The sequence below is a fragment of the Bradyrhizobium lablabi genome, from assembly GCF_001440475.1.
Classification (GTDB): Bacteria; Pseudomonadota; Alphaproteobacteria; order Rhizobiales; family Xanthobacteraceae; genus Bradyrhizobium; species Bradyrhizobium lablabi.
In genome coordinates this window covers 48,516-61,044 of the sequence record NZ_LLYB01000059.1, presented here as the reverse complement: position 1 = coordinate 61,044, position 12,529 = coordinate 48,516, and the positions used below count along the sequence as shown (strand labels likewise).

The following is a 12,529-nucleotide window of genomic DNA, read 5'->3' as shown; positions in this document are numbered from 1 at the left end:
GCCGTGGACCTCATAGCCGAGCCCGAGCAGATATTCGGCGAGATAGGCGCCGTCCTGGCCGGTAACGCCGGTGATCAGCGCCACCCGATTTGGATTTTGAGCCGTCATGGTCTCTGTGCCGAAAGCTTCCTGCGTGGCGCAGGCCATAGCATCCGCCAGAGACCAAGTCTAATCCGAAGGCCGCTCAATTTCAGACATTTAGGCCGAGTGCCGTCCGCATCGACTGATGGTAGTGGATCATGGCCGGCTCGTTGCGGCCGTAGACCGTGTGCGTCTGCGCCCCCGAAGTCAGGCCGATCTGGATGCTGCGTCCGGTCGGGAAATCCTCGCCGGTGACCACATCGAGAACGAGCTGCATGTTCTTGTCCCAATGGATGCGCTCTTCCTCGGTGCTCGGCGCCTTCGGCACGTAAAGCCCGAGGTCCATGACGGCGCGGTCCGTGCGTCCGTCACGGGGAAACACCCGCGCGAGCTCGACATGGTCGCCCTGCACGAGCAGAACCGTGTTGGGAAACAGCGAATAGACCAGCGTCGTGTTCCACATCAAATCCCAGCTGTCCTCGGGCTCGGCCTTGAGCCGCTCGAGTTTCCTGCGCGGAAACGTCAGGCGGTGATTGAGACCGAACGCCTCGAAATCGTTCACGTTGCCATGCAGGATGTCGCGCAGGGAATCCCGGTGCAGGAAGCCGATGTGGTAGCCCTCGTTGAAGGTATCAACGACAATCTTCCAGTTCATGGTCTCCGGAATCTCGCGCCGGTCGTAGAACGACCAGGACGCAAATCCAAACGAAGCGAGTTCGTCTGCGAGCCCCCCAAGCCATGGATCGATGTCGAAGTCCGTCGAACCGTCCGCGGTCGGGATCACCCACACAAGACCATGCTTCTCACACAGCGGCAGCTCGACGAGCGATGCGCGCTCGCCGCGCACGTCGGGAAAGCAGCGCTCGTCGGGAATGCCCATCAGCTGGCCGGCGAGATCGTAGGTCCAGGCATGATAGGGGCATGAGAACAGCCGCGCCTTGCCGCAGCCTTGCGCGACCTTGGCGCCGCGATGGCGGCACACGTTCAGGAATGCGCGCAACTTGCTGTCGCGTCCCCGCACGATCAGAACGGGCAGACCGGCATAGTCGTCGGTGCTAAAACTCCCCGGCGTGGGCCAGTCCGAACCGAAGCCCATGACAAGAGGATGCTTGCGAAACAGAACCCGCTGTTCCTCTTTGAGGCGCTCTGCATCCGTGTAGGCCGACACCTCGTTGCGCCAGGGGCTGTCAGCCATCGCCGTGGTCCGGGTCTCCACGTAGTGCAACAGCCGCTTCAACAGGTTGACCTGATCCTGCCTGCTCATTGAACACCTCCGCCTGGCTGTGGTCCGAAACCGATCACGCATCTTTGATACGGCGCCGTATCAATACCACTTGCAGTTTTGGTTTTCAATACGGCACCGTATCCGATGTAAACACAACAACGCGAGCGATCCCGCAGGATGTTGCCCTTTATCAATTTTCAGAAGACGTCGAGGCCGATTTCATTCGCCGTAATCGCGCAGCTTTTCGGGGTCGAGAATCGTCACCCCACCATATTCCAGTCGCAGCAGACCTTCCTTCTCCAGCCGCTTCAGGCACTGGTTGGCATTCTGCCGGGACAGGCCTGACAGGGCACCAATCTCCTCTTGGGTGATCTCCAGATGACGCGTCAGGTCCGGATACAGGATCGGATTGAACAGCGAGGCGATCGAGCGCGCGACGCGGCCGGTCGCATCGAGCGTGCGGCCATGTTCCAGCGCCCCGATGAACTGGCCGAGCCGCTCGTTGAGCTGCCGGACCAGAAAGCGGTTGAACGCAACGCTGTTCTCGAACAGCCAGAAGAAGGTGGCGCGGTCCATCAGCGCCAGCCGCGTGTCCCGCAAGGCGACCACGTCGTAACGGCGCGGCTCGCTTTTGAGCATCGAGCCCTCGCCGAACCAGGCGCCGGCCGTGAGGCCGGCGAAGGTCGCCGCCTTGCCGCCGCTCGACACCGTACTCATCCGGGCAAGGCCCGTCACAATGCCGGTCCAGTAGTCGAAGGGATCGCCGCGCATGAAGATGTGTTCGTTGGCGCGATAGGATTTCTCCACGATGCCGGCACGCGCGGCCTCGATTTCCCGCTCGTTCAGTTCACGCGACCAGGCCGCGATGCGCTTGAGGTACTCCGCAGCAATCATGACCGCATCAACCGTCGCGTCCCCATCGATTCTCTTGCTGCACCGCAACAGGAGTACAGCTGGCGAAATTTCCCGACGAATTGTCAGGCAAAAGACATTTCAAACTACCGCATTGCCCTAAGGAGGGCCACCTCGGCACGTGCGAGCGGGCGCGGCGGCGGGGTGCGGCGTTACCGCGCGCGAAGCCGGCGTTGGCCGTCATCGTTAGTCGGATGGCCCGCAGGTCACGGCCGATGTAGAATCACGAACGATATAAAGAGCGCTGCCCAGGCGCCACATCTGGAGGGAAGAGTGGCTCATACATTGGAAGTGCGCGGGGTGTCGCTGCGCTTCGGGGGCGTCCGTGCGCTGACCGAGGTCTCATTCGGCGTGAACGAGGGCGAATTGTTCTCGATCATCGGCCCGAACGGCGCCGGCAAGACCTCGATCGTCAATTGCATTTCCGGCCGCTACAAGCCGACCGAAGGCAAACTGTTCTACCGCGGCAAGGACATCACCGGCCTCAATCCGAACGCGCGGCCACAGCTTGGCATCGGCCGCACCTTCCAGAACCTGGCGCTGTTCCACCACATGAGCGTGCTCGACAACATCATGGTCGGGCGGCACCATTTGTTGAAGAACAACTTCATCACGGGCTCGCTGTACTGGCTGACCGGCGCCCGGCGCGAGGAACTCGAGCATCGCCACAAGGTGGAGGAAATCATCGACTTCCTCGACCTGCAGTCGGTGCGCAAGGCGACCGCCGGCACCCTGCCCTACGGGCTGCGCAAGCGTGTCGAGCTCGCCCGTGCGATGGCGTTGGAGCCGCAACTGATCCTGCTCGACGAGCCGATGGCCGGCATGAACTTCGAAGAGAAGGAGGACATGGCCCGCTACATCGTCGATCTCAATGAAGAGTTCGGCATGACCGTGATGATGATCGAGCATGACATGGGCGTGGTGATGGACATCTCCCACCGTGTCATGGTGCTGGATTTCGGCCGCAAGATCGCCGAGGGCGATCCGGCGTCCGTGCTCGCCGATCCCCATGTGAAGCGCGCCTATCTCGGCGAAGAGGACGAGGTCCTCGTCGATCCCGACGACAAGCCCGCCGCTCCGGAGTGCGCGGCATGATGGATTACGCCGGACGCGTCGCCAAGGCCGATACGTTTCCGAAGCTGTTGCGCCTCAACGCCAAAGAGCACGGCGGCGAGATCGCGCTACGTGAAAAGGACCTCGGGCTGTGGCGCATCTTCACCTGGAGCGACTACCAGACCCGCACACATGATTTGGCGCTTGGCCTGGTCGAGCTGGGTCTCAAGCGCGGCGACGTCATCGGCATTATCGGCGACAACCGCCCCGACTGGGTCGCGGCGGAAATCGCAACGCATGCCATCGGCGCCATGAGCCTTGGCCTTTACCGCGACGTGCTGGACGAGGAAGCCGCCTACCTGCTCAGCTACGGCGAAGCCAAACTGGTGTTCGCCGAGGACGAGGAGCAGGTCGACAAGCTGCTCGTGCTCGCCGACCGCGCGCCGAACCTCAAGCACATCGTCTATTCCGATCCGCGCGGCATGCGCAAATACGACGATCCGCGCCTGATGGAGGCGGAGAAGCTCGCCACCATGGGCCGCGACCGCGCCGCGCGCGAGCCCGGTCTTTACGATCGGCTGGTGGACGAGACCCGCGGCGAGGATGTCGCGATCCTCTGCACCACCTCGGGCACGACGGCCAATCCCAAGCTGGCGATGCTGGCGGCGGGACGCGTGCTGAAACATTGCGCGACCTATCTGGCGTTCGATCCGAAGGGGCCGGACGATGAATACGTCTCGGTGCTGCCGCTGCCCTGGATCATGGAACAGGTCTACGCACTCGGCAAAGGGCTGATCTGCCGGATGAAGGTCAACTTCGTCGAAGAGCCCGAGACCATGATGCACGATTTCCGCGAGATCGCGCCGACCTTCGTACTGTTCGCGCCGCGGCTCTGGGAATCAATCGCCGCCGACGTGCGTGCCGGCGTGATGGACTCTTCGCCGCTGAAGCAAAAGCTGTTCGACATCGGCATGAAGAGCGGGCTTTCGGCGCTGGCGCAGGGCAAGCATTCGATATTTGCCAATCAGTTGCTGTTTCGCGCGCTGCGCGACCGCCTCGGCTTCACGCGGCTTCGCTCGGCCGCAACCGGGGGCGCGGCGCTCGGACCGGATACCTTCAAGTTCTTCCAGGCGATGGGCGTGCCGCTGCGCACGCTCTACGGCCAGACCGAGCTGTTGGGCGCCTACACGCTGCATCCGGCCGGCAAGGTCGATCCGGATACGACCGGCGTGCCGATGGCCTCTGATATCGAAATCCGCGTCGACAACCCAGACGTCAACGGCGTCGGCGAAATCGTCGTGCGCCACCCCAACATGTTCCTGGGCTACTACAAAAATCCCGAGGCCTCCGTTGCCGACATCAAGGACGGCTGGATGCACTCCGGCGACGCCGGCTATTACAACCGCGACAGGCAGCTCGTCATCATCGACCGCATCAAGGATCTCGCCGAGACTTCGCGCGGCGAGCGCTTTTCGCCGCAATATCTCGAGAACAAGCTGAAATTCTCGCCCTACATCGCCGAGGCCGTCGTGCTCGGCGCCGGCCGCGACACACTGGCGGCGATGATCTGCATCCGTTACTCGATCATCTCGAAATGGGCGGAGAAGAACCGCATCTCGTTCACGACCTATACCGACCTCTCCTCGCGCCCCGAAGTCTATGCGCTATTGCGCAAGGAGGTCGAGAGCGTCAACGCGACGCTGCCGCCGGCGCAGCGCATCTCCCGCTTCCTGCTGCTCTACAAGGAGCTCGACGCCGATGACGGCGAGCTGACGCGCACCCGAAAGGTCCGCCGCAGCGTCATCAACGAGAAATACGCAGATATCATCGACGCGATCTATGCCGGCAAGCACGACATCCCGGTCGACACCGTGATCCGCTTCCAGGACGGCACCACCCAGCGCATCCGCACCACGCTCCGGGTGGTCGATCTCGGCGGACCTGTGCCGATAGCGGAGGCCGCGGAATGATGGCGCAACAACACTGCGCGGTGCCAGTTGATGCGCCCTCTCCCCTTGTGGGAGAGGGCTACACCACCGGTCGTCACGAACTCACTTTGGTGAGGGGTCTCTCTCCACAATTGCGCATGCGGAGACAACCCCTCACCCGTCTTCGCTTCGCGAAGCCACCCTCTCCCACAAGGGGAGAGGGAAAGAACCCCGCAACTCACGCCCGTTGTAACGCATGAACACCCAGCTCCTGATCCAGCTCCTGGTCAACGGCCTCGTGGTCGGCACGCTCTACGGCGTGGTCGCGATGTCGTTCGTGCTGATCTACAAGGCAACCCAGGTCGTGAACTTCGCGCAAGGCGAACTGCTGCTGGTCGGCGCCTGGGTGTGCTGGTGGCTGCTCACCAAATATCAGGTGCCGTTCTATCTGGGCATGCCGATCACGCTGGTGTTCATGTTCCTGTTCGGCATAGCCATCCAGATCGTCATCCTGCGGCCGATGATCGGCGAGCCGATCATTTCCGTGATCATGGTGACGATCGCGCTGTCGACGGTGTTTTCAGCGCTGATGAAGTGGATGTTCGGCGTCAATCTGCAGCCGTTCCCGCGCATCTTCCAGACTCAGAACATCAATATCCTCGGATTGCAGGTGCAGACCGTCTATCTGATGAGCCTTGCGGTCTCGGTGGCGATGATGGTGGGCATGGCGTGGTTCTTTCGCCTCTCCAAATACGGTCTCGCGATGCGCGCCACCGCCTTCAACCAACAGGTCGCGCAATCGCTCGGCATTTCCGTCAAAAGCGTGTTCGCGATGGCCTGGGCGATCTCGGCCACCGTCTCCGCCGTCGCGGGCGTGGTCGTCGCCGTCGTCAACGGCGTCTCGGCCGGCCTCTCCGCCTATGGCGTGAAGGTGTTTCCGGCCGCGATCCTCGGCGGCCTCGACAGTGTCGGCGGCGCGGTGCTCGGTGGCATCATCATCGGGCTATTGGAAAACGTCGCGCACTTTCTCGACAGCGAATATCTGCACTGGGGCAATCTCTACGAGATCGCACCGTTCTATGCGCTGATCATTATTCTCATGATCAAGCCGTACGGCCTGTTCGGCACCAAAGACATCGAGCGGGTGTAATTATGGCTGGTCAAACCCTCATTCCCGCCGGCGATTTCCGCACCAGCTACGCGGCGGATACCACCGTGTTTCCGACCACGACCAGCCGCAACGCGATGATCCTTGGCATCGTCCTGATCTGCTTTGCGCCCCATGTCGTCAGCGCTTACGTCCTCAGCCTGCTGATCCAGATCGGCATCTTCGGCATCGCCGCGCTCGGGCTCAACATCGTCGTCGGCTTCACCGGCCAGATCTCGATCGGCCACGCCGCCTTCTTCGGCTTCGGCGCGTTCACGTCGGCCTATCTCTCGAACCGGTTCGGCATACCCGTCTTCTTCTGCATTCCGCTCGCGGGCGTCGTCACTGCAGCCGTCGGCCTGATCTTCGGCCTGCCCGCCGCGCGGCTGAAGGGGCTTTATCTCGCAATCGCGACGCTGGCCGCGCAGTACATCCTGCTCGACTTCTTTGCACGCGCCGAATGGTTCACCGGCGGCAGCGTACCCGCCAGCGCCGAGCCGTTCTCGATCTTCGGCTACATGCTGCGCGGCGACAAGCAGTACTTCTACGTCGTGCTGGCCTATGTCGTGGTCTGCTATCTCCTGGTGACGAACCTGATCCGTTCGCGCGACGGGCGTGCGCTGGTCGCGGTGCGCGACCATTATCTGTCCGCCGAGATCATGGGCATCAACCTGACAAAATACCGGACGCTGTCGTTCGGCCTCGCCGCCTTCTTTGCCGGCGTCGGCGGCGCGCTCTATGCGCATTACAATCAGGTGGTCTCCAACGAAGGTTTCGGCATCGATCGCTCGATCATCTTCCTCGCGATGATCATCATCGGCGGACTCGGGTCGATCATGGGCACGCTGATGGGCACGGCCTTCATGGTGCTGCTGCCGGAATCGATGGAATGGCTGAGCGTCGCGCTGCGCGACAGCCCGATCGATCAATTCCTTGGACTGAAGAACAACATCGCCTTCCTGCGCGAAATGGCCATCGGCGTGATCATCATCGTCTTTCTGGTGTTCGAGCCGGATGGATTGGCGCATCGATGGCGGCAGATCAAGGCATACTGGAAACTCTACCCGTTCTCGCATTGAGGTCGGAACGGGACCAACAACGAGAAGACCTCGAGAAGCAACTGGAGGACTATGTCCATGACGATGAAGACTCTATTGAGCACAGCCTCGCTCGCTTTGCTGGTGGGTTCTACCGCGGCATCGGCCCAGGCGCCGATTGCGCTGGGGCACCTCACCGACTATTCGGGGCCCACTTCGGACGTCGGAACGCCGTTCGGACAGGGTGTCGCGGACACGTATGCCTGGATCAACAAGAACGGCGGCATCGGCGGCGCCAAGGTCAATGTCGACACCGTCGATTACGGTTACCAGGTGCCGCGCGCCATCGCCCAGTACAAGAAATGGTCGGGCGCCGACAAGGTCTCCGCCATTCTCGGCTGGGGCACCGCCGACACCGAGGCGCTGACGGGATTCCTGGCCCAGGACAAGATCCCCGATATTTCGGCATCTTACGCCGCGGCGCTCTCCGATCCGACCGGCGCCGGCGGCAAGGCCAAGCCCGCGCCCTACAACTTCTTCTATGGCCCGAGCTATTCGGACGCGCTTCGCGGCATGCTGACCTGGGCAGCCGAGGACTGGAAGACCAAGGGCAAGCCTGGCAAGCCGAAATACGTCCATATGGGTGCCAACCACCCCTATCCGAACGCGCCGAAGGCGGCCGGTGAAGCGATTGCCGCCGAACTCGGCTTCGAGACCCTGCCTCCGATCGTGTTCGCATTGACGCCCGGCGACTACAGCGCGCAGTGCCTGACGCTGAAGAGCTCGGGCGCCAACTACGCCTATCTCGGCAATACCGCCGGCTCGAACATCTCCGTGCTCAACGCCTGCAAGGCCGCCGGCGTCGACGTGCAGTTCCTCGGCAATGTCTGGGGCATGGACGAGAACGCCGCCAAGGCCGCCGGCGCAGCCGCTGACGGCGTGGTGTTCCCGCTGCGCACCGCGGTGGCATGGGGTGGCAATGCGCCCGGCATGAAGACCTTTACGGAAATCTCCAAGATGTCCGATACGGCCGGCACAGCCTACCGTCCCGTGCATTACATCGCCGGCGTCTGCACCGCGCTCTACATGAAGGAAGCCGTCGAATGGGCCGCCAAGAACGGCGGCGCCACCGGCGAGAACGTCAAGAAGGGCTTCTACCAGAAGAAGGATTGGGTGCCCGCCGGCGGCGAAGGCATCTGCAACCCCTCGACCTTCACCGAGACCGATCACCGCGGCACGCTCAAGGTCGATCTCTATCGCATGAAGGTCGCCGGCGCGACCGACGCCCCGCTCAACGATCTCGTCAAGAACGGCGGCATCAAGATGGAAAAGGTGAAGACGATCGACCTGCCGCGCAAACCCGATTGGCTCGGCTGGTAATTTCATGGGTTGCCTCCGGGCAACCCCAACACTCCCCGTCATCCCCGCGAAAGCGGGGATCCAGTACGCCGCGGCTTCTCGATTGAGCACAGGCGCCTCTGGAATACTGGATCACCCGCATTTCGCGGGTGATGACGGCAAGAGGTGATCGGACATGACTGAAGCAACCGAACTCAATCGTCCCGCGAAAACCACCGTGCAAACCGTCCCGCTCCTCAGCGTCCGCAACATCGAGGTGGTCTACGACAAGGTCATCCTGGTGCTGCGGGGGCTCAGCCTCGAAGTGCCGAAGGGCGCGATCGTGGCGCTGCTCGGCGCCAACGGCGCCGGCAAGTCGACGACGCTGAAGGCGATCTCGGGCCTGCTCAAGACCGAGGACGGCGAAGTGATCCGCGGCGAGATCGTCTTCGACGGCGAGCGCATCAACGGCATCGATCCCGACAAGATCGTCCGCCGCGGCATCTTCCAGGTGATGGAGGGACGCCGCATCATCGCGGACATGACGTCGATCGAAAATCTCAAGCTCGGCGCCTTCACCCGTACCGACAACGAGGTCGCCGACGACATCGACATGGTGTTCAGATATTTCCCGCGGCTGAAGGAGCGCACCGGTCTTGCCGGCTACCTCTCCGGCGGCGAACAGCAGATGCTGGCGATCGGCCGCGCGCTGATGGCGCGCCCGAAAATGATCCTGATGGACGAGCCGTCGATGGGCCTCTCCCCGCTCCTGGTCAAGGAAGTGTTTTCCATCATCAAGGAGATCAACCGCGATCTCGGCGTCACCATCCTGCTGGTGGAGCAGAATGCACGCGCAGCGCTATCGGTCGCGAGCCACGGCTACATCATGGAACAGGGCAAGGTGGTGCTCGACGGCACGGCCGACGAATTGCGCGACAACGAGGACGTCAAGGAATTCTATCTCGGCGGCGCCGGCGACCAGCGCAAGAGCTTCAAGAACCTGAAGAGCTTCAAGCGGCGAAAGCGGTGGCTGTGAGCGCCATCCATCAGCTAGCCGATCACCTGCTCCGCTTCCGCGACCGCACAAAGCACGTGATAGAACGAGGACGCCGGGATCGTAGCAACCAGCGAATTGCCGTCGCGGTCGAACTGGTCGTACCAGCCGCCGGCGACAGGGTGGCTGAGATAATGCCGTTCGAGCCGCGCCAGCGCCGCGCGCGCTTCATCGGCCGCGCCCGCCTCGCCGGCTTCGGCCTGCGCGATCCACGCCTTGGCGATTTCGGTCTGCGGCCACAGCCGCCGCGTATGCCGCCTGATCTTGCCATTGGCGTCGCCCTCGTCGACGAGACAACCGGTCGCCTCGTCGCGATAACGCAGCGCCGATGCCAGCAACTCGCCGCGGTAGCGCCCCGTGGGGCAGCCCGTGATGCGTTCAAAACCCTTCAGCAGCCAGGCCCATTCCGCCTGATGCCCGGGCTCGACGCTGACCGGCTCGATTTTCGACCAGTCCTCCTCGAAATATTCGCCCAGCACCTGCCGCTGCTTGTCGTAGAGATTGGCCAGAAACAGGCTGAAGAAACTCCCGGCCCGGTTCTGGAACACGAGGTCGTGCGTCGCGTCGAACGCGGCGATCATCGCCTCGAACAGGTGCATCTGCGGGTTCTGCCGCCGCGGCATCGATACCGGCAGTCCCTCGTGAACCCCGCCATGCGGCGAGCGCAACTCCGTCTCGATGAAGCGGCACAGCGCATCGATCTCGGCGCGGATCTGCGCATCGCGATCGAGACCATAGGCGGTGGCAAGCGCCAGCAGGATAAAGGCGTGGTCGTAGGAATCGCGCAAGGGGTCCAGCACCGTGCCGTCAGGCTTCAGCCTGTGCACAAAGCCGGGCTTGCCGTCGGGTGCTTTCGCCTTCGCCAGAAGGTGCTCCAGCCCCTTCAGCGCGACCGCGCGGCCTTCCGGATACCAGCCCATCTGCGCCGCCTTGGCATAGCAATAGATCTGGCGCGCCTGCACGAAAACCCGCCGCGGCGCCAATGGATCGGCGCGCCCGTCGGCGTGGAGCCGATCGATAAAGCCGCCCGCTCTGCCGTCCCAGCCTTCGCTCGACCACAGCGGCAGGCAATGCTCGATCATGCGAAGCTTCAGCCGCGCGACGATATCGGCCGAATCCAGCGCATCTGCCGCCACAGCGGTATCTCTTTCAGCCATTGCGTTCCCTGGAACATCAACACCGGTAGTAGCCGTCTGATAGCACGTCAGAGGCGGCACGCAATCGATGTAAATCTAAGGCATCCGTCATGACCGACCACTACGACGCCCTCGAAACGCGCGAGCCGGCCCAACGCGAGGCCGAGTTGTTCTCACGCCTGCCGGATGTCCTGCGCAAGGCGCTGGCCGCACCGGCCTATGCCGAGCGATTGCAAGGCATCGATCCCGCCGCCGTGATCAGCCGGGCCGCGCTGGCGCGCCTGCCGGTGCTGCGCAAGGCGGAACTCCCTGCCCTGCACAAGGCCGCGCCGCCCTTCGGCGGGCTCGTCGCGGGACCTCTGGGGTCGTTCGGACGGCTGTTTACCTCGCCGGGGCCGATCTTCGAACCCGAACCTGTTCACACCGACCCATGGCGCGGCGCACGGGCGCTGTTCGCGGCAGGCTTCCGACCCGGCGACGTGGTGCTCAACACCTTCAGCTACCATCTGACGCCGGGTGGCTTCATTTTCGACGCCTCGGCGCGGGCATTGGGCTGCGCGGTGATTCCAGCCGGCCCCGGCAATGCCGAGCAGCAGTTCGAGTTGATCGAAGCCTATCGACCGGTCGGCTATAGCGGCACGCCCGATTTCCTGAAAATATTGCTCGACGCCGCTGCGTCAGCCGGACGCGACGTCTCCTCGATCAAGCGCGCACTGGTATCCGGCGCGGCGTTTCCGAAATCGCTGCAGGACGAAATGAAGTCGCGCGGCATCGATGCCTATCAGGCATTCGGCACCGCCGACCTCGGCCTGATAGCGTTCGAGACGCCGGCGCGCGAAGGCATGGTGGTCAACGAAGATCTGATCATGGAAATCGTGCGTCCCGGCACCGGCGATCCCGTCGCGCCCGGCGACGTCGGCGAGATCGTCGTCACCTCACTTGACCCGCAGCATCCCTGGATCCGCCTCGCAATCGGAGACCTCACGGCAACATTGCCGGGGACGAGCCCGTGCGGGCGCACCAACATGCGCATCAAGGGCTGGATGGGCCGCGCCGATCAGACCACCAAGGTCAAAGGCATGTTCGTCCGCCCCGAACAGATCGCCGAGATCGGCAAGCGCCACCCCGAGCTCGGACGGCTGCGCCTCGTGGTCACGCGATCCGGCGAGAGCGATTTGATGACGCTAAAGGCGGAGACGGCTTCGGTTGCCGCAAGTCTTCAGGACGAACTCACGGCAACGCTGCGCGCGGTAACCAAGCTCGGCGGCAAAGTCGAACTTGTTGCTTCAGGCTCGCTGCCGAACGACGGCAAGGCGATATCAGACGAGCGCACTTCGTGAACTATCGACGCGACTACGTCCTATCTAATTGCTGCACCCATGCCGAAGCTGCGCCCCAACCAATAACGAAATCATGGTGATTGCTGCACAACAAATAACTGGCGCTTTCGTCACACACATAGAACTCTATCGGAGGACACTCGCTCAACACTCGGAGCAGATCGGAACCGCACTGGAATCTCCAAATTGCGTGCGCGCCTCCCAAGAATAGTAAGCAAGTCTTTTTCCCAACGAATCGGGGAATTAGCTCCCAACCGTTCGATTTCAGCCTGCATTTG

Annotated in this window: 11 protein-coding genes; 7 read left to right on the top strand and 4 right to left on the bottom strand. The window is 62.8% G+C overall.

Features of this window, described 5'->3' with window-relative positions:
* The 3 genes from CQ14_RS46145 to CQ14_RS12875 form a co-directional block, all read right to left on the bottom strand.
* On the bottom strand, positions 1-108 hold a 108-nt coding region (locus CQ14_RS46145), incomplete at its 3' end, for a GDP-mannose 4,6-dehydratase (protein ID WP_245320325.1).
* A gap of 82 nt (positions 109-190) precedes the next feature.
* A complete protein-coding gene (locus CQ14_RS12880; protein WP_057858255.1) occupies positions 191-1,345 on the bottom strand; it encodes an aromatic ring-hydroxylating oxygenase subunit alpha in 1,155 nt (384 codons plus the stop codon).
* A gap of 180 nt (positions 1,346-1,525) precedes the next feature.
* Positions 1,526-2,200 carry a Crp/Fnr family transcriptional regulator gene (locus tag CQ14_RS12875; RefSeq protein ID WP_057858254.1) on the bottom strand — a complete coding sequence of 225 codons (675 nt, stop codon included), beginning with the start codon at positions 2,198-2,200 and terminating at the stop codon, positions 1,526-1,528.
* A gap of 291 nt (positions 2,201-2,491) precedes the next feature.
* Here CQ14_RS12875 and CQ14_RS12870 point away from each other — a divergent pair, with 291 nt between their 5' ends.
* The 6 genes from CQ14_RS12870 to CQ14_RS12845 all read left to right on the top strand — a co-directional run bounded on the left by CQ14_RS12870 (position 2,492) and on the right by CQ14_RS12845 (position 9,757).
* The gene (locus CQ14_RS12870) at positions 2,492-3,313 is read left to right on the top strand and encodes an ABC transporter ATP-binding protein (protein WP_057858253.1); all 822 of its coding nucleotides are present in this window, start codon (positions 2,492-2,494) and stop codon (positions 3,311-3,313) included.
* Positions 3,310-5,241 (top strand): long-chain fatty acid--CoA ligase, encoded by a 1,932-nt coding sequence (locus CQ14_RS12865; protein ID WP_057858260.1) that lies wholly within the window; start codon positions 3,310-3,312, stop codon positions 5,239-5,241. Before CQ14_RS12870 ends, CQ14_RS12865 begins: the two co-directional genes overlap by 4 nt.
* A gap of 214 nt (positions 5,242-5,455) precedes the next feature.
* Positions 5,456-6,349: a branched-chain amino acid ABC transporter permease gene (locus tag CQ14_RS12860; protein WP_057858252.1), complete on the top strand. Its 894-nt coding sequence runs from the start codon at positions 5,456-5,458 to the stop codon at positions 6,347-6,349.
* Positions 6,350-6,351: 2 nt separating this feature from the next.
* A complete protein-coding gene (locus tag CQ14_RS12855) occupies positions 6,352-7,425 on the top strand; it encodes a branched-chain amino acid ABC transporter permease (protein ID WP_057858251.1) in 1,074 nt (357 codons plus the stop codon).
* A 57-nt stretch (positions 7,426-7,482) separates the two neighbouring features.
* The gene (locus tag CQ14_RS12850) at positions 7,483-8,763 is read left to right on the top strand and encodes an ABC transporter substrate-binding protein (protein WP_057858259.1); all 1,281 of its coding nucleotides are present in this window, start codon (positions 7,483-7,485) and stop codon (positions 8,761-8,763) included.
* A 154-nt stretch (positions 8,764-8,917) separates the two neighbouring features.
* Entirely contained in the window at positions 8,918-9,757 is an 840-nt protein-coding gene (locus CQ14_RS12845) for an ABC transporter ATP-binding protein (RefSeq protein WP_057858250.1), read from the top strand.
* 14 nt (positions 9,758-9,771) lie between these two features.
* On the opposite strand, the gene CQ14_RS12840 is transcribed toward CQ14_RS12845, so the two are convergent.
* Positions 9,772-10,932, bottom strand: coding sequence for an AGE family epimerase/isomerase (locus CQ14_RS12840; protein WP_057858249.1), 1,161 nt, complete (start codon positions 10,930-10,932; stop codon positions 9,772-9,774).
* Between the two features lie 89 nt (positions 10,933-11,021).
* On the opposite strand from CQ14_RS12840, the gene CQ14_RS12835 reads away from it, so the two are divergent.
* Complete coding sequence (locus CQ14_RS12835; protein ID WP_057858248.1) at positions 11,022-12,251, top strand: phenylacetate--CoA ligase family protein; 1,230 nt, start codon at positions 11,022-11,024, stop codon at positions 12,249-12,251.
* The last annotated feature ends 278 nt before the right edge of the window (positions 12,252-12,529 follow it).